Origin of the sequence: Microcoleus sp. F4-D5, assembly GCF_036704885.1 — a bacterium.
Taxonomy (GTDB): Bacteria; Cyanobacteriota; Cyanobacteriia; order Cyanobacteriales; family Microcoleaceae; genus Microcoleus.
This window is the reverse complement of sequence record NZ_JAUBSX010000012.1, coordinates 56,953-73,754: the sequence shown is the minus strand read 5'-3', so window position 1 is coordinate 73,754 and position 16,802 is coordinate 56,953. Positions and strand designations below refer to the sequence as shown.

The window sequence follows — 16,802 nt, the reverse complement described above, 5'->3', positions numbered from 1 at the left end:
TCCCTCCGTCATTCTGCCTCATCTCCACTCAAGCAGATCTACGTGCATGGCTTGACTGTTCCCAAATAAATGGCGACTTTGGGCGAACAAAGTCCGTGTCTTGCGATCGTCCCCAACTTTTGTTAAATTATTTTCTTCTACATCTTGACAGCCCTGTAAATATTTTGTACTATAAATCGTAGTATGTCTTAAACGAGAGAGTCGCCCTACTGCACTGACGCACTCAACTATTAACATTTTGAGGAAAGTTGTCTGTGAATTTAGACACGGTACGCGAGCAATTTGAACAAAGAGCATTTGATTATGATGGTTTAATTCCCAGCCTCATTCCACGCTATCGCGAGCAACACGATTTAATCTTGCAGTTAATCTCTTTTGAAACTAATTCAAACATAAAAGTTCTGGATTTAGGCGCAGGGACGGGCATACTGTCGGCTCTAATTTTGCAGGGATTTCCGCAAGCTAATGTTGCAGCCTTTGACATCGCGGAAAATATGCTGAAAATATGCCAAACTAATTTGTCCGGTTTCGGAAAACGGCTGACATTGCAGCAGGGAAACTTCGCCGAAGATGATTTCGGCAGCGGTTACGATTTAGTAGTTTCTGGATTGGCAATTCACCACCTAGATAGCGAAGGGAAACAAAAACTTTTTCAGAAACTTTTCCACTCGATGAATCCAGGGGGAATCTTGCTAATTCGAGATATTGTGACAGGTGCTACCCCCAGGCTGACTGAGCAATACGAACAGTTGTGGCGGCAGTACGTGAAAGCTAACGGAGAAGACGATGCAGCCTGGTTTCAAAAATATTTAGAAGAAGATATTCCCTCCTCTGTGGAAGAGCAGACAAAGTGGCTTGCAGAAGCTGGTTTTGCGGACGCAGGATGTCACTGGCGCTATCTAAATTTTGCTATTTTTGGCGGAGTTAAGGAGTGAATGCAACTGGTGAAGCTTCGTTAGGATCGATCGGCGATTGCGACAAAAATCTTAACCGATAGGATTCTGTAAATATGCCATAAATTAACGTTACACTGTCATGAAAACCATCTGGAATCGGATTGACTCTTGGCTTGCTGCTAATGCGCCAGAAATCCTGAACAATCTGCAACCGGGAGCAACCCATGAAGCTATCAAAGCAGCAGAACAATTTTTAGCAATCGAGTTTCCTGAAGATGTAAAATCATCTTACCGCATTCATAACGGTCAGTTTGAAGAGAGATATTCAGTAATGCCATACTGGCAGTTTCTTTGTTTAGAAGGAATGATAGGAGAGTGGAATTCTTGGAAAGAATTACTGGATGCAGGCGACTTTAACGAGGAAGATGGCAATGATTGCGGCTGCGCTTCAGATGGACTGATTCGGACAGAATTGTGGTGGAATCCGAAATGGATTCCGATCGCTTCCGACCTCAGCGGCGACAGTCTTTGTTTGGATTTAGATCCAGCGCCAGGAGGTCAAGTTTGGCAAATTATTTTTATGTGCCACGATGATGGTTACAGAGGCTTTATTGCTAAAAGTTTGCGAGAATGGTTAGAACAGTTAGCCACAGATTTAGAAGCTGGTAAATATAAATTTGAGAAAACAAGCTTTTATTTGAAAAAACAAAATGAATAATTCACGCTTAGTCAAAATTAGCAAATACCTCAGCCGACATCTGCGACACGCTCCGGATCGCATCGGCATTCAACTCGCTCCCGGCGGCTGGGTTCCTGTCAGCGAACTCCTTGATGCGTGCCAAACAAATAACTTTCCTGTTCAGCTTGCCGAACTCAAGGAAGTAGTCGCGCAAAACGACAAACAGCGCTTTTCATTCGACTCCACAGGCACTCTAATTCGTGCCAACCAAGGACACAGCGTAGAGGTTGACTTGCAGTTAGAACCCGCTGTTCCCCCGGATATTTTATATCACGGAACAGGTAGCACTGCCGTCGAGTCTATTCTCAGTCAAGGAATTAGGAAAATGTCGCGGCATCACGTTCATTTGTCTGTGAATATCCAGACGGCGCGGCAAGTAGGTGCAAGACACGGCATCCCGGCAGTCTTTACTGTAGATGCCGCAGCCATGCAACGCGACGGTCATAAATTTTACTTCTCGGAAAACAAAGTTTGGCTAGTAGATTTTGTGCCGCCAAGTTATATAAAAATCAGTTGATTAGATTCAGTTTTTTGGATAAAAACTGCGCTGATATTTTATAATTGTAGTAACTAGGAGTTTCAGGCAATGAGTGGGGAAAATATGGGAGATCGCGACAACAATTTTAATCAAAACAATTCTCAAAATCGAGGACTTCTGGGCTGTGGGTGGCGACCTCTCTACCGTCAATTTGATTGGGAACACCTGCTACACTTAGCGTCTACAGACCCCTTTGAACTAGCTCAAAAAACTTTAGATGCCGCTAGCGACATTGCCGACGCAATGGGACGACACCAATATACCTGGTGGGCAAATGTTTTAAATGTGTTCTCGGAAAATACTCGCTACGAAATCGACCAATTTTGGGATTACATTACTCCGCAGCCAGTTTATCCGGATTACCGTTACAAAGACGTTTTAGTTACCGAAACGCCGGTCGTTCAATTGGTCAGCCGCGCTAGCATTCCCATCGATTACGTTCTCAACAAAGTTCAAGAGATTACTGTTTTCAAAGTTCTGGATTTGCTGGGAAAACCGGACGCGATCACCCAGTTTTTTATGGAACGACATTTTTCTTATCCGCCGGAACGATTTATTAGCTGGGAACGCTTGGAAGTTTTGGGTACTGTTTACGCTCATTGGGCCAAATTCGGCTGCTGGCTGCAAATTGACAGCTACGATAGGGGAAGACGGTTCTACACTCTGATTTGTAAAGATATTACGCCGTTGGTTAGCAAGGCAACTTACAATTTAGCGGTGATTCTGGGCGGGTACAAAAGCCGCGTCGGACAGGTTCACAGTCAGTTCCCAATTCGGACGTTTTCTAAGGAAGTTCAAAGTTTTACCGATACAGTTCAGCAGGCAATTCTAGACCAAAATCAGTTGGCTGTTTTGGTTAGCGGCGAACCGGGTACGGGCAAAACTGCTTGGACGCAAGCGGTAGCAAAGGAAATTTTAGTGCCGCTGGGTTATGTAATTTTTATCTTAGATCACGATGCTGTGGAAAATTTTGTGCCGCCGAGTTATTTAGAGCGGATTTGCATTATTATCAATGAAGCTGATAATTTGGCTCAAGATCGATCGACCGCAGAGGCCCAGCGCACTAACAAAACCGAACACATTTTGAGTTTGCTGGACGGAACTTTGTATCAAAGCGTCATGGACGAAAACGGCATTCAATTTCAGCAAAAACTGGTAGTTTTGATGACGTGCAACACTACTGAAAGATTAGATCCTGCAATTTTACGGAAAGGGAGAGTAGATTTTACCAGTGAATTTACGCACAAATTTGTTTGAGCAAACCCTTGAAGTCTCTCGGAATCGGGGCGATCGCACTGGCTGCACGACCTCAAATACCGAACAATCGCCAGGAAATCTTCTAAATCTCAAGGTTTGAGGGAAAATTTCTTGAGTACCTATAGACACATCGCCATCAAAAATGATATCAATGATGGGTGATACCCTCTAAGGGTATCGCCCGAGAGAGCAAATCAGGAGAAGAGCATTTTTGGTCTCAAACAGGATTTTTCAAACTCAACAGCTATGGAGGAAATCCCAAACCGTGCAAACTAAGCCAGTTCAGCAAAAAAGTCAGGGACTGGGAAGGTATGCCGACGGGGCAATCCCGATCGCCCACCAACAATCCGCAGAGGCAGCCGTGTTCGAGAGTAAAGAGCGATTTCGGCGATTTGTGGAGCGCTCCGCCGACGCCGTGGCAATGGTAGACTGTGAAATGCGCTATCTGTCGGTTTCTCGTCGCTGGGAAACAGATTGCGGGTTAGGTGCCGGCGAAGCGATCGGCCGGTCTCATTGGGAACTGTTCCCGAATCTCCCGGAATATTGGCAGCAAAATGCTCGGGCTTGTTTGGCTGGTGTTTTGGAATACAGCGAGTTTGTGCTAGCGCGATCGAGCCCATCTTTAGCAGAAAATATCGGAGGCGGCTGTTTGAGCGCGTCGGTAAAATGGGTATTTCAGCCTTGGAAAAATAGCGAAGGTGCGATCGGCGGTTTGATCCTGTTTGCCTTTGAGAGAGCTGAGGATATCCCTCAAACAAATTGTTATAATAAATTTCAGTCCGAGGTCAAAAGCAAGCAGTTAGAAACCCGACCGCAGCTAACTCAAATTGCCCTCGAAAATGTTGCAGATACAGTATTTTTTACAACCTCCGACGGTCAAATTTGTTACGCTAACAAAGCAGCTTGTCATCTTTTCGGCTACTCGGAATCGGAACTGCTTAACCTGAGCGTGAGCGACATCGATTCGCAGTTGTCAGCATTAGATTGGCCCGCTCACTGGGAGCAACTCAAGCAGCAAAAGAACATCACTTTTGAAACCAGTTACAAAACCCAAGACGGCGAGAGTTTTCCCGTCGAAGTTAAAGTCAATTATTTAGAATACGGTGGCTGCGAATACCGCTGCGCGATCGCCCGCGACATTTCCGCTCGCCAAGCAGCAGAATCAGCACTTTTAGAGGCAAAAGAGCAACTTCAAGCCGTTTTGGACGCCGTGCCCGGATTAGTTTCTTGGGTAAGTTCCGATTTGCGGTACTTGGGAGTAAATCGACATTTAGCTACCGCTTACCAAATGCCTGCCGAACTATTTGCCGGTCAAAAAGTAGGTTTTTTAGAGACCAGTCCCAAATTTAACGATTTAGTATACGATTTTTTTGCAAACCCTGAAAAGAAGACATCTCAAGAAGTCACAGCCAGCATCCGAGGAGAAAATAAAACTTATTTAATCGTCGCTCAAAAATATCACAAAAGTACGGCGGCGGTATTTGTGGGAGTAGACATTACAGCAAGCAAACAGTCTCTTTTGGCTTTGCAAGAATCTGAAGAACGCCTGCGGCAGCAAGCGGCAAAATTAGAGCAGACGCTGTTAATTTTGCAGCAAACTCAAACTCAACTGATTCAAACAGAAAAAATGTCCTCTCTGGGGCAGTTGGTAGCAGGAATAGCCCACGAAATTAACAATCCAGTTAGTTTTATTTCCGGCAATGTCAGCCACGCCACGGGCTACATTCAAGAACTGCTGCGCTCGATCGATCTTTACGAAAAGTATTATCCCCATCCCGTGCCGGAAATTCAAGCTTTGATGGAAGAATTAGATTTAGAATTCATCAAAAAAGACTTGCCAAAATTGCTAAATTCAATGAAAGTCGGTTCGGAAAGGATTCGGGATGTGGTGCGATCGCTCCGCTTGTTCTCGCGTACCGACGAAGCCCAAATGAAGACCGCAGATATCCACGAATGTTTGGATAGCACTTTGCTGATCTTGCAAAATCGCCTGCAAGCTAAAGGGGGACGCCCGGGGATTTCTCTAGTTAAAGAATACGGGAATTTGCCGCGAGTTCGCTGCTATGCGGGACAGTTAAATCAAGTGTTCATGCACTTGTTGACAAATGCGATCGACGCTTTGGAAGAAGGCGGTAGAAATCCCGAAAAGTACGGTAAAATGCAAAATCAGTCTTTCTTGTCTTCGGGCGGCTCGGGAGCTAAAAATTTCCATCCCGAAATTCGGATTCGGACGGAAGTTGTAGGGGACAGCGAAGTTGCGATCGCCATTAGCGATAACGGCCCTGGGATGACTGAAGAAGTCCTCGGCTGCATCTTTGACCCTTTGTTTACCACTAAATGTCCCGATACGAGCACTGGTTTGGGTCTAGCAATATCCCAGCATTTAGTAGTAGAAAAGCACGGCGGCGAGTTGCACTGTGTTTCTCTTCCGGGACAGGGAACTGAGTTGATCGTGAAAATTGCGATCGGCAACGATTAATTGGCTTCGCCCAAAGGTGGAGACAAGCTCTCACCAAAAGTCGCCCAGATCAAAAAATTTGAGATTTTAGTTTAGCAGGACTTAGGCAGAACCTAATTATCTAGGATGTTCTTCGGCACATCTTACGGCTATAATTCGCGCTTCAAACCATTTTTTGAGTCCAGGACTTTTTAAGCCCCCAGAGTGCGGCTGTAGGGTCAAATCTAAAATCTAAAATCTAAAATCTAAAATCGAGTGATTTACAGGGGGAAAATAATATGATAATTGAGTGGCTGAAATTTAAAGTACCTCCAGAAAAGTGGGAGGCGTTTATTCGGCGAGATGAAGAAGTTTGGACTGCCGGACTAAGAAATTTCCCAGGTTATTTGGGCAAAGAAATTTGGGTGGATGCCGTGGAAAAAGAGGTGGTGATGTTGATTCGCTGGGAAACTAGGGAGCAGTGGAAGTCGGTTCCGCAAAGCACAATAGATGAGTTGGATAGCCAAATGGGCGATTTGCAAATTGCGATCGCCGAAAGTCGCGAATATCAAATGTGCAAGTTTTTGCATTAGTTAGTCAGCAGTCAGTCGATCGTGTTAATTTTTGAAAGATTAATCGTGAGTTTTACCTTGATTGTACCGCAGACATCGATTTGGTATTTGGTGCGAAGGGCGATCGATTTCGATACAATCATTGCAGTGTTTGGTAGTTGGTGTGAGGGGCGATCGATCTTTCATTAACTATTTGATGCGATTACTCTGGAGGCTCAGTACCTAGAGGGGCTTGACGGCGGTGACGAATATGTAATATCGCAATAGTATCGCTCTCCACCACAAACAGAATCCGATACGTTCTTCCTTTACCAACCCACAGTTGTCGAATTTCCCGACCAATGATGGCAGCTTCGGGTGCAACTGAGCAACGGTAACGAAACTTTTACAATGATGCGATCGCGTCTTCCAGGTCGTAGTACCACTGATTTGCGGCATCAGCACTCGGATAATCGCACATCCAACGGTAGGCGTTTTCAATTTCTTGAAAGGCGCGTGGTTGGATTAGGAGTTGATAACTCATAGACGAGGAGGGATGTTGAACTGCTGCTGTAGCGCTGTCATGGCTCTCTCGGCTGGAATACCTTCACCTCTATCGAAGCTTTCGAGTCCTTTGCGGATGCCGATAATAGCTTCGAGGTAGTCGATACGCTCTAGCAGTTGTTCGTAGGTATTAAGTTGGGGGTTTGGAGTGGATTTTAGCGATCGTACCAAACTGAGAAGATCCGCAAGTAGTTCGTCAGGGGTGCTATCGATTTCTTGGATGAGGAGTTCTTTGATCGTCATCGCGACATCTGGTGGAGGATGGATACTTTGATTGTAACGAGTGTCGATCGCTATGAGTTTTGATGGGCCATCGATCTCGGTAGAATCATCGCAGTGTTGGGTATTTGGGGTGAAGGGCGATCGATCTTGATGTGCGAAGGGCAATTCCTCTCGGTACAATCGTCGCAGTGGAAGGGTGACTATTGATAAGATGATGATGAGAAAAAGAGATAGGATTTTGGCGTTGCTGAATACAAGTAGGAATTCAAGATTTCCCAATTGCTATGGGCCCGCTTGAGGGTGAGTTTTGTAACATCAAGCGAAAAGTTGATTCATACGCCAGAATCAGCAACGCCGAAATTCTCCGACATAAAGGATTAGCAGAAATCGATAACTGCGAAGCACTCATTCACCGCTACCAACGCAACCCGTTATGGTTAAAAAGCGTGGCGACTTTGATTCAAGAGTTGGGAATCGGCGCGAATGACTTATTAATAGATGATACCATATTGTTACCCGAAGATTTAAAAGATGTTTTACAGCAGCAGTACGATCGCACTTCCGAACTAGAAAAACAAGTCATGTCATTGTTGGCGGCAGAAAACCAGCCAGTCAACTTCGCCAAATTGCTACAAAATGCACAAATATCATCATCAGATTTGCTAAACGCATTGCAATCTCTATCGCGGCGCTGCTTAATCGAAAAACAGGAAAGTCTTTACACTTTGCGACCTGTACTGAAGCAATATATCAAAGGGTTATAACGGAGATGTCGCACCAATATCAATAAGGGGCTGTTTCGTTGGTGGGGGCGGGTTTACGAGATTGTGGGTTTTAGGCAATTATTGTTGGTGAACCCGCCCCTACAAATTTTTGACAGAGGGTAAGATTTAAGTTATACCAAATCCCGCTTAAATACCTCCTTTATTTCTTAGTCTGCGGAGGCAGAACTCGAAACCGGTTTTTTTACCGATTCTGCAGGCTGCGACGAAGTTTTTTTGTAAAAAAAACCCGGTTTCTGAACCCCGTGCTAAGTCGTAATTTTAAGAAAATTTGGCATAAATAGCTAAAATAAAATTAAGGCTTAAAAAGCCTACTCCCAGTACGAGAATGATAAAGGTTGTGATACTGAAAATAGACTTTAGCCGATCGGCAATTCCGGGTTTTTCTGAGTTCATCGGTCAATTTTTGCAGTAAATTCTATCCGGGCAATTGAGAAAGAGTAAATTATACCAATGCGCGCACAAAAAGGCAACTCCAGACAAGCTCCAAACCCCGATCACCCTCAGTAGGTCGCATTTTTTTAACTTTTAATCTAAAATCTAAAATCTAAAATAGTCTCAGGCATTGTTCGGTTAGCCTGGGCAGCTCGAAGTCGATCGCCCGAACCCGATGACCCTAACTCCTGTAAAATAGAGGGCGCGTTGGGGCGAACCTTTTAACAGCCGGAATTGGGCGCGATCGCCGTCAGCTCCCAAATACATAATATGTCAGTCATCCTTAGCTTACTGACAAAGGTAAAAATCGAAGAGTTTCAGGAAATAATCTAAAACATATAACTGAAAAAAGGATAGAAATCGATGCTCCACCCAGTCTCGCAACCTTACCAACAACGAGAAAATACTATGACTCAAAGAGCCGTGCGGAAGCCAAAACCCTCTGTTGCAAACCACTTGAGACCAAGTTTTCCTCAAAGGCACTGGTTGGAGCTTGCAGAGTACGCCTCTCTGGCGGCCTCTGGTGTGGGTTCCCTGGCGGTGGCTGTGTCGGGTCAAGCTTTTTACGGGGTAGCTCCCCTAACTTTGGCTTTGTCGCTGAATGTTGCTAACAGGTATCGGTTCGAGCAGCAAGTGCGGGTGCATCAAAATTCGGAAATGGCTCAAGTCCAAAAGTCTGTAAATAAGGTCGAAAAAACGGCCGTGACGGTAATTGTTAAATTGCGCAAGCAGTTGTCAGCAGATATTGCAGCGCTGCGCCAGCAAATGGCTGCACTGCCTAGGGCAGAAGGCTTTGAGGAGTCGATAGACATCCAGCGCCAGTTGCTGAGTTTGGGAGAGTCGGTAGCTTCTTTGCAAGAAATCGTGGCGTCTGCTGTGCTCGATGTCCGCCAACAGGTGAGCGCACAACTGCAAGATTTATCGGTTGACCAATCGGCGCATCTCCAAGCTGTAGAACAGGCTATAGAGCAACTGCAAAGCGCGACGCAAGGCTTGGTAGAAACTTCTCTCACCCGAGACGACTGGGAAGCAGTAAATACTCGATTTTTGGAAATCCAGAAAGTCATAGCCAATTTGCAAAGCCAACTGCAAGCTACCGCGCACCAATCGACTCCGGATTTGTCGATAGTCCAAGCTCAAATCCACCGTTTGGAACACGAGCAGCAAGAAGTTGTCAAACCTCACCTCAAGCGCTTAATCTCGGTTGTCAAGGAGTTGCAGCAAAATAGTCAGTAGTTATTAGTCATTAGTCAACAGTCAACAGTCAGCAGTCATCAGTCAGAAGGAATACTTTTCCTATCGGACACGCTCGACACTCTCCGACTCTCCGACTGTCGCCCGATCGAGTCCAAATTTTTCGACAACTGTGTTACAAAATGAAAAGCTAATCTGTCTAGTTCACCTGTTTTCAACCTGTTACAAGAAAATTAAATGACTGCAACCGTAACTACTGCTGATAACCCGTTACTAATCGGTCAAGGATTGCCTCCATTTGACGCGATCGAACCAGAACACGTAGTCCCCGCTGTTACCCAACTGCTGACCGAACTAGAAGCCTCGCTAGCTACCTTAGAATCCTCTGTAGAGCCGACTTGGAGCGGCTTAGTAGAACCGTTGCAGCGACTCGGAGAGCGTTTAAATTGGAGCTGGAGCATTGTCGGACATTTGATGGGCGTGAAAAATAGCCCGGAACTGCGATCGGCTCACGAAACAGTGCAGCCGGAAGTAGTAAAATTTTGGAGCAAGCTCAGTCAAAGCAAACCGCTTTACGAAGCTTTTAAAGCGCTGCGGGCAAGCGAAAATTGGGACAGCTTAGAGTCAGCTCAAAAGCGAATTGTCGAAGCAGCTCTCCGAGACGCCCAACTCTCCGGCGTCGGTTTAGAAGGCGAACAAAAAGAGCGTTTTAATGCCATTCAATTAGAATTGGCCGAAATTAGTACCCAATTTTCCAATCACGTCCTCGACGCTACCAAAGCATTCAGTATCACCCTCACAAACAAAGACGAAATTGACGGTTTGCCGCCGAGTTTGTTGAGTTTAGCAGCTCAAGCCGCTCGCAGCGCGGGCGAAGAAAATGCGGATGCCGAAAACGGCCCTTGGCGGATCACTTTAGACTTTCCGAGTTACGGCCCTTTCATGCAGCACAGCACCCGCCGCGACTTGCGCGAAAAGTTGTACAAAGCTTTTATCGGCAGAGCAAGTAGTGGAGAATTGAATAACTGGCCGTTGACGGATCGCATTTTAGCTTTGCGCCAGGAAAAAGCTGCTTTGCTCGGGTTTAGCAGTTATGCCGAATTGAGCTTGGCGAGCAAAATGGCTCCCGACGTTGCAGCAGTGGAAGCTTTGTTAGAAGAATTGCGCCAGGCTAGTTATGATGCTGCGGTCAAAGATTTAGAAGAATTGAAAGCTTTTGCTGCCGAAAAAGGCGCGGCGGAAGCTGGAGATTTGAAGCACTGGGATATTGGTTTTTGGTCGGAACGGCGCCGGGAAGAAAAGTTTGCTTTTAGTGCGGAAGAATTGCGCCCTTACTTTGCTTTGCCGCAGGTGTTAGAGGGGTTATTTGGATTAGTAAAGCGGCTGTTCGGCGTGACAGTAACTGCGGCGGACGGTCAAACTCCTGTGTGGCACAAAGATGTGCGCTATTTCCAAATAGATGATGAAGCAGGAAATACGATCGCCAATTTCTATTTAGACCCCTACAGCCGCCCCGAGGAAAAGCGCGGCGGTGCTTGGATGGATGAGTGCGTGGTGCGCGCTAAATTTGTGGAATCAGGAAAAACAACTACGCGGTTGCCGGTGGCTTATTTGGTGTGCAACCAAAGTCCTCCGGTTGACGGCAAACCGAGTTTAATGACTTTTGTGGAAGTCGAAACTTTGTTTCACGAATTCGGTCACGGTTTGCAGCATATGCTGACAACGGTAGACTATCCGGGGGCTTCGGGCATCAATAATGTTGAGTGGGATGCGGTGGAATTGCCCAGTCAATTTATGGAAAATTGGTGTTACGATCGCGCTACTTTGTTCGGGATGGCAAAGCATTACGAAACCGGGGAAACTTTGCCGGAACACTACTACCAAAAGCTGCTAGCAGCGCGCCACTACATGAGCGGCACCGCCATGCTCAGGCAAGTACATTTTAGCAGCGTTGACATCGAATTGCACCACCGCTACCGATCGGGCGGCAGCGAAACTGTGGCCGATGTCCGCAACCGCATCGCTAAAACTACGACTGTTTTGCCTCCTCTGGAAGAAGACGCATTTTTGTGCGCTTTCGGACACATTTTTGCGGGAGGCTACGCGGCGGGATATTACAGTTACAAATGGGCGGAAGTGCTCAGCGCTGATGCTTTTGCGGCGTTTGAGGAAGCGGATTTGGAAGATGAAAGTGCGATCGCATCTACAGGCAAGCGCTTCCGAGATACAGTGTTAGGATTGGGCGGCAGTTTGCACCCGATGGAAGTGTTTAAAACTTTCCGGGGACGCGAACCGAGCACTAAAGCTTTGTTGAGACACAGCGGTTTAGTTGCAGCTTAATTAAGTGTGGAATAACTCGGGATTAAGGCGGGTGAATTTATCTGCATTAATCCCGATTTTTTGTTGCACAGGATTTACGCATATCATATATGTGTAGGGTGCGGCGTGCATGAATTATTACCGCTATAATTTATATCAAATCACGTAGCATCGGAATTATTCTTCTCTCTGTTCTCTGACTCTGTGTTCTCTGTGTCATCTGCGGTTTAATCATTCCAATTCAACCGGAATTCATCTCGTGCGTCAAACCACTTTTTGCCTAACTTTTTCTGAATTCAAAATGTTTGTAGTAAAAACTAAAGTGTTCATATTTTTCTACTAATTCCCACAATTATTGCTAAATATAATCCTGCGACCATCTGTAGGGAAACGGCACTGCCGTGTCCGGCGCGAGACTCGGCAATTTTTCATGTTTGTTATACAATTGATAATTGCAGCCACAGTTTTTTTATTAAAATTAATAGGACTTGAGTCCTCACTACAAACCCATTTTATTGTAGAACATCATGCAAGAAACATCTTTAGTTTGGCACATCATCCAAAATGTTTATGTGAAAATTGGGGATGACGTGCGATCGCCAGCAGCTTTTAGTTTAGGTTGGAAAGCTCATCAAAGCCGCATCAGTCTCAATACTGTTAGTATAGACTGCAATTTGCAAATATTTGCTGTCATTTATCACTGATTGATTATACTTAAAGTTCCGTCCACCTGAAATTAAGTTTATATTTCTCAACATTTACTGGCTGTTTTCTCGATACAGCTAATGCTTTTATTGGCAACGAAAAATCTAGGCTTTTACCGAATCTTTAATATAGAGCGGCAACAGCAAGTCTTTTTTAAACTTTTGATAAAGAACGGGGTACTTGGCGTCAAAAGGGTAAAAATTTTAGATAGAAACTCAAAAACTTAGTTGGGATTAATTTTAGGATTGCCAGAAAAAATATTTGTATATATGATAAAAAGTAAGGATTGATAGTTAGTCGTTAACCCATAGATTAAGATTTTCATGGATATTCAATTAATTAATATCGGTTTTGGTAACATTGTGTCTGCTAATCGAGTGATTGCCATTGTCAGTCCCGAGTCAGCGCCAATTAAGCGGATTATTACTGATGCGCGGGAGCGGGGACAACTGGTTGACGCTACTTACGGCCGCCGCACGAGAGCGGTAATTATTACAGATTCGAGTCACGTCATCCTGTCGGCGATTCAGCCGGAAACGGTTGCTAATCGTTTTGCGATCGGCAAAGACAGTCAAGGTCGGGATGATTGAGGTTTGTCAGTTGCAATTTAAGCGTTTACAGTCTAAAGTAAGCGGAAACTTAAATTGTTACACGTTTCTCTTCTAAAAATGAAATCTGGTAAATTAATTGTTCTGACGGGGCCTAGCGGTGTGGGGAAAGGCACCCTAGTACGATCGCTCCTCAATCGCCATCCCGAATTGTATCTTTCGGTATCGGTGACAACTCGCTCGCCCCGTGAGGGAGAAATTGAGGGAAAGCATTACTATTTTGTCAGCCGCAGCCGCTTTGAACAAATGGTTGAGGCTGGAGATTTGGCAGAATGGGCTCAGTTTGCCGGTAATTTTTACGGTACTCCTTATTTTGGTCTCAAACAAGGAATCGGTGAGGGAAAATCGGTCATCTTAGAAATTGAGCTGGAAGGGGCGAGGCAAATTAGGAATAATTTTCCAGAGGCGCTGCGAATTTTTATTTTACCTCCTTCTTGGGATGAGTTGGAACGGCGCTTGCGGAGTCGGGGTCAAGATTCCGAAAGTGCGATCGCCCGTCGGCTGCTGCGGGCTAAAGAGGAAATTGATGCTGCGGGGGAATTTGATTTCCAAGTTGTCAACGATGATTTGGAAGTTGCTTTGCAAAAGCTAGAATCAATACTTAATTTGGTTGAGCTTTCAGGTAACTAAGAGTTAATAACGAATGACTAATAATTAATGACTAATGACTAATTACCCATTTTTCAGTTCGAGCTAAAACTTCGGTACTTTGTTTGATAGCGATACAAACTTTTAAATTCAATTCTAGAGTGCTCGACGCAGGCGAAAATTTCCGTATAGGTTCAATTTCGCGAGCAGAACAGCCCAACATTTCCATATAAGCTAGCGTCCAGCCAATAGCTGCAAGGTCGCTGATATTGCCAGTACCCTCACACAGGTGACAGCTAATTTCACCTTGCGGGCCGCACTCAGGACAAACCCAATTGCCGGTCGATGAATGTGCTTCATTTGTGCGAGCATTAGATGCAGTTTGTAAAGCTTTAATGTGATTTTGAACTACTTGTTCAAAACTTCTAGCTTGCTTGATGCGCAGGATGGATTTGTTGTGCGATCGCCCGATTTCTTCTGTTGGTTGTGGAAACGAAGCAAGAGATGCTGTTTGGTTATCTCTGGTTAATCTAGATTCGCCTAGGTTCGCAGTTAGCTGAATACCATTGTCTTTCGACTCCTCAGTCACAGAGTGGTTGAGTGCGCTGGACGACTCGGGTTCGGAAGTTGTGAAGGATGGTTCTATGCGATCGGCAAAATCTTGCATTGAGAGGTGATGTTCGATCGCCAAAGACCAAGTTCTTTTGTGTCGGAGGTCGCCATATTTTCTGGCTTCTTCCTCAGTAATGCCGATCGCCGCAGCCTCTTGGCGCAGCACATTCATCGAAGTCATTGTATCTGATATCATTAGTTTGTTTGCAGTTAAATTTACGATCGCCCGCTCAGCCTACAAATAAATTACCTTACATATATTACAATAGTTCGGACTATTTTGAGATGGTATTCTGAAACCCTTGATTTTCCGTTAGGAAGTCGATTGTGCAATCGCCCTGGAACCCTTATTTTACGCTGGGCAATCGCACGCTGTCCGAAGCATTGATAGTAGCCTAAATCTAAAATCTAAAATCTAAAATCTAAAATTGGATGACTTCAATTTTTCCCGATACAGCGTTCTCTGTTGCCGGACTAACATCATACCTGCAAGACTTGTTGGAGGGCGATCGCCACCTGCAATCAGTTTGGCTGACAGGCGAAGTGTCGAACGTTTCGCACCACCCCAGCGGCTGCTTTTTCACGCTGTGCGACACCGACAAAAGCGCTGCGATTCGCTGCGTGGTGTGGAATTCTCAGCGGCAAAAATTGGTGCAAATGCCGGCAAAAGGGGAACAGTTGCTGGTTTTGGGAAGCATCCGGGTTTACAAAAATCGCGGCGAGTACCAGTTGACTGTTGTGCAATCGCTGCCGGCTGGGGAAGGGTTGCAGGCTTTGCGCTTGCAGCAATTGCGATCGCGCTTGGAGGCTGAGGGTTTCTTCGATCCCGCCAGAAAGCGCCCGATTCCCGCACACCCGCAAATTGTCGCCGTGGTGACATCGGATACCGGCGCTGCTTGGGGGGACATTCAGCGCACTCTAGCGCAAAGATATCCGGGTTTGCGGGTGTTGCTGTCGCCGACTTTGGTACAGGGAGAATTCGCTGCTGCTGCGATTGCTAGGGCGATCGCCCGCGTAGAATTGGACGGTAGGGCTGATGCGATCGTGTTAGCGCGGGGCGGCGGTTCTGCGGAGGATTTGGCTTGTTTTAATGATGAGAGAGTTGTCAGGGCGATCGCGAATTGTGCGATTCCAATTATTACAGGCATCGGGCACGAAAGAGACGAATCTCTCGCCGATTTAGTAGCAGATAAACGAGCCCACACTCCCACTGCGGCGGCCGCTCAAGCTGTACCAATTTTGGCAGATCTTTACTTTGAACACAAGCAGCGAACGATCGATTTAGCAAACGCTGTGCGGTCAAGATTTCAGACAGAAGAAGAACATTTGCAACTGTTACAAAATCGATTAAAACGTTTGCCTGCGACATCCCGAACTTTGCGGCAAGCAACTGGTAAACTGGAAGTATTGCAAGAAAAATTATCCGCACTGAATCCGGCGGCGGTATTGCAAAGGGGTTATGCGGCGGTAATCCAAAGTGACGGTACGATCGTCCGCACTACTGACGGTTTGGAATTGGGAGAGGAATTGACTGTGAGGTTGAGTCGGGGCGTGCTGAAAGTTAAGATTGTAGAAGTATTGGATGCGGAATAAAAGTTATGATAGATTCGCAGTTGCGTCCGTCTGACTGGAATTATGAGGAAACGGTCGATCGAATTGAAGCGATTATCGATCGGGTGGAATCGGGAGAGTTGCCTCTAGAGGAGGTTTTCGAGCAGTTTGCGGTGGCTGTCAAGTGCTTGCAGGAGTGCGAAAGCTTTTTGTCGCGGGGGAAGGAACAGATGGATTTGTCGATCGAGCTTTTAGCTGCGGAACCCGATTTTTAAGCCCGATTCACATTGACAACTGTCATTCCTATGTCTTTCACAAGCAACAAGGAGAAATGTCTTCTGATTTAATTCCAGGATATTTATCCAGCAGTTCTTCAAATCTGATTCGGCTAGCGACAAAGGCAACAATCAAAAACCCCCGATGCGACGATCGCGAATACATAGTTTACCAAAGCAGATATTTTAGCCGATCGATCTAGGAATCCTCAAAGCGAGACAATAGAAGAAAATTTCGGGTAAGCGAAGGGAAGATTTGGTCTAGATCGAGTGGTGGCAAAACTTGATAATACTTGCCAAACCGAAGAAGCTATCGCTTTTTTATTCCCAAACCTTATCCCGGAATTTAGAAGGTTATTGTGGTTGTGGTGTGTCAATTTTCATCAATAACAATTTGCTCCAATTCGGCGATGATAAAAAATTAGATTCGGGCATCATAACGACCAGAAAAACTTCACTTAGCGGCTTGCTGGAATTAGCGATCGCTCTCTTTTTGAACTTCGTTTACTTATTCAGCAAACCCTAGTTA

General features: G+C 45.6%; 19 protein-coding genes. 14 read left to right on the top strand and 5 right to left on the bottom strand.

All coding sequences use genetic code 11. The features are described from left to right. Nucleotides 1-254 precede the first annotated feature (254 nt). The 6 genes from QUA80_RS08440 to QUA80_RS08415 all read left to right on the top strand — a co-directional run bounded on the left by QUA80_RS08440 (nucleotide 255) and on the right by QUA80_RS08415 (nucleotide 6,460). On the top strand, nucleotides 255-935 hold the full coding sequence (locus QUA80_RS08440) for a methyltransferase domain-containing protein (protein WP_333423175.1): 681 nt from the start codon (nucleotides 255-257) through the stop codon (nucleotides 933-935). 100 nt (nucleotides 936-1,035) lie between these two features. Beyond that, on the top strand, nucleotides 1,036-1,614 hold the full coding sequence (locus QUA80_RS08435) for an SMI1/KNR4 family protein (RefSeq protein WP_333423174.1): 579 nt from the start codon (nucleotides 1,036-1,038) through the stop codon (nucleotides 1,612-1,614). After that, nucleotides 1,607-2,152 (top strand): RNA 2'-phosphotransferase, encoded by a 546-nt coding sequence (locus tag QUA80_RS08430; RefSeq protein WP_333423172.1) that lies wholly within the window; start codon nucleotides 1,607-1,609, stop codon nucleotides 2,150-2,152. The genes QUA80_RS08435 and QUA80_RS08430 overlap by 8 nt, the downstream gene beginning before the upstream one ends. A 69-nt stretch (nucleotides 2,153-2,221) precedes the next feature. Next, entirely contained in the window at nucleotides 2,222-3,430 is a 1,209-nt protein-coding gene (locus QUA80_RS08425; protein ID WP_333423170.1) for an AAA family ATPase, read from the top strand. 265 nt (nucleotides 3,431-3,695) lie between these two features. After that, on the top strand, nucleotides 3,696-5,909 hold the full coding sequence (locus QUA80_RS08420) for a PAS domain S-box protein (protein ID WP_333423169.1): 2,214 nt from the start codon (nucleotides 3,696-3,698) through the stop codon (nucleotides 5,907-5,909). Between the two features lie 257 nt (nucleotides 5,910-6,166). Beyond that, nucleotides 6,167-6,460, top strand: a complete 294-nt coding sequence (locus QUA80_RS08415; RefSeq protein WP_333423167.1) for a TIGR03792 family protein — start codon at nucleotides 6,167-6,169, stop codon at nucleotides 6,458-6,460. 364 nt (nucleotides 6,461-6,824) lie between these two features. Here the strand turns inward: QUA80_RS08415 and QUA80_RS08410 are convergent, their stop codons facing one another. Next, nucleotides 6,825-6,962, bottom strand: coding sequence for a hypothetical protein (locus QUA80_RS08410; protein ID WP_333423165.1), 138 nt, complete (start codon nucleotides 6,960-6,962; stop codon nucleotides 6,825-6,827). Beyond that, nucleotides 6,959-7,483, bottom strand: coding sequence for a hypothetical protein (locus tag QUA80_RS08405; RefSeq protein WP_333423163.1), 525 nt, complete (start codon nucleotides 7,481-7,483; stop codon nucleotides 6,959-6,961). The genes QUA80_RS08410 and QUA80_RS08405 overlap by 4 nt, the downstream gene beginning before the upstream one ends. A 5-nt stretch (nucleotides 7,484-7,488) precedes the next feature. On the opposite strand from QUA80_RS08405, the gene QUA80_RS08400 reads away from it, so the two are divergent. Continuing rightward, on the top strand, nucleotides 7,489-7,968 hold the full coding sequence (locus tag QUA80_RS08400; RefSeq protein ID WP_333423161.1) for a hypothetical protein: 480 nt from the start codon (nucleotides 7,489-7,491) through the stop codon (nucleotides 7,966-7,968). 279 nt (nucleotides 7,969-8,247) lie between these two features. Here QUA80_RS08400 and QUA80_RS08395 read toward each other — a convergent pair whose 3' ends face one another. Next, on the bottom strand, nucleotides 8,248-8,382 hold the full coding sequence (locus QUA80_RS08395; RefSeq protein ID WP_333423159.1) for a hypothetical protein: 135 nt from the start codon (nucleotides 8,380-8,382) through the stop codon (nucleotides 8,248-8,250). A gap of 177 nt (nucleotides 8,383-8,559) precedes the next feature. Next, nucleotides 8,560-8,688 carry a hypothetical protein gene (locus QUA80_RS08390; protein ID WP_333423158.1) on the bottom strand — a complete coding sequence of 43 codons (129 nt, stop codon included), beginning with the start codon at nucleotides 8,686-8,688 and terminating at the stop codon, nucleotides 8,560-8,562. Between the two features lie 141 nt (nucleotides 8,689-8,829). On the opposite strand from QUA80_RS08390, the gene QUA80_RS08385 reads away from it, so the two are divergent. The 5 genes from QUA80_RS08385 to gmk all read left to right on the top strand — a co-directional run bounded on the left by QUA80_RS08385 (nucleotide 8,830) and on the right by gmk (nucleotide 13,877). Beyond that, on the top strand, nucleotides 8,830-9,657 hold the full coding sequence (locus QUA80_RS08385) for a hypothetical protein (protein WP_333423156.1): 828 nt from the start codon (nucleotides 8,830-8,832) through the stop codon (nucleotides 9,655-9,657). A 195-nt stretch (nucleotides 9,658-9,852) separates the two neighbouring features. Beyond that, nucleotides 9,853-11,955, top strand: coding sequence for a M3 family metallopeptidase (locus QUA80_RS08380; protein WP_333423154.1), 2,103 nt, complete (start codon nucleotides 9,853-9,855; stop codon nucleotides 11,953-11,955). A gap of 506 nt (nucleotides 11,956-12,461) precedes the next feature. Further along, nucleotides 12,462-12,638 carry a hypothetical protein gene (locus tag QUA80_RS08375; RefSeq protein WP_333423153.1) on the top strand — a complete coding sequence of 59 codons (177 nt, stop codon included), beginning with the start codon at nucleotides 12,462-12,464 and terminating at the stop codon, nucleotides 12,636-12,638. Between the two features lie 324 nt (nucleotides 12,639-12,962). Continuing rightward, on the top strand, nucleotides 12,963-13,229 hold the full coding sequence (gene remA, locus QUA80_RS08370) for an extracellular matrix/biofilm regulator RemA (protein ID WP_106149020.1): 267 nt from the start codon (nucleotides 12,963-12,965) through the stop codon (nucleotides 13,227-13,229). Between the two features lie 78 nt (nucleotides 13,230-13,307). Next, nucleotides 13,308-13,877, top strand: coding sequence for a guanylate kinase (gmk, locus tag QUA80_RS08365; RefSeq protein WP_333423151.1), 570 nt, complete (start codon nucleotides 13,308-13,310; stop codon nucleotides 13,875-13,877). Between the two features lie 31 nt (nucleotides 13,878-13,908). Here gmk and QUA80_RS08360 read toward each other — a convergent pair whose 3' ends face one another. Next, complete coding sequence (locus tag QUA80_RS08360; RefSeq protein WP_333423149.1) at nucleotides 13,909-14,643, bottom strand: hypothetical protein; 735 nt, start codon at nucleotides 14,641-14,643, stop codon at nucleotides 13,909-13,911. Between the two features lie 236 nt (nucleotides 14,644-14,879). Between QUA80_RS08360 and xseA the strand changes: the two genes are divergently transcribed. After that, nucleotides 14,880-16,040: an exodeoxyribonuclease VII large subunit gene (gene xseA, locus QUA80_RS08355; protein WP_333423147.1), complete on the top strand. Its 1,161-nt coding sequence runs from the start codon at nucleotides 14,880-14,882 to the stop codon at nucleotides 16,038-16,040. Nucleotides 16,041-16,045: 5 nt separating this feature from the next. Next, the gene (xseB, locus tag QUA80_RS08350) at nucleotides 16,046-16,273 is read left to right on the top strand and encodes an exodeoxyribonuclease VII small subunit (RefSeq protein WP_333423145.1); all 228 of its coding nucleotides are present in this window, start codon (nucleotides 16,046-16,048) and stop codon (nucleotides 16,271-16,273) included. Nucleotides 16,274-16,802: the final 529 nt, after the last annotated feature.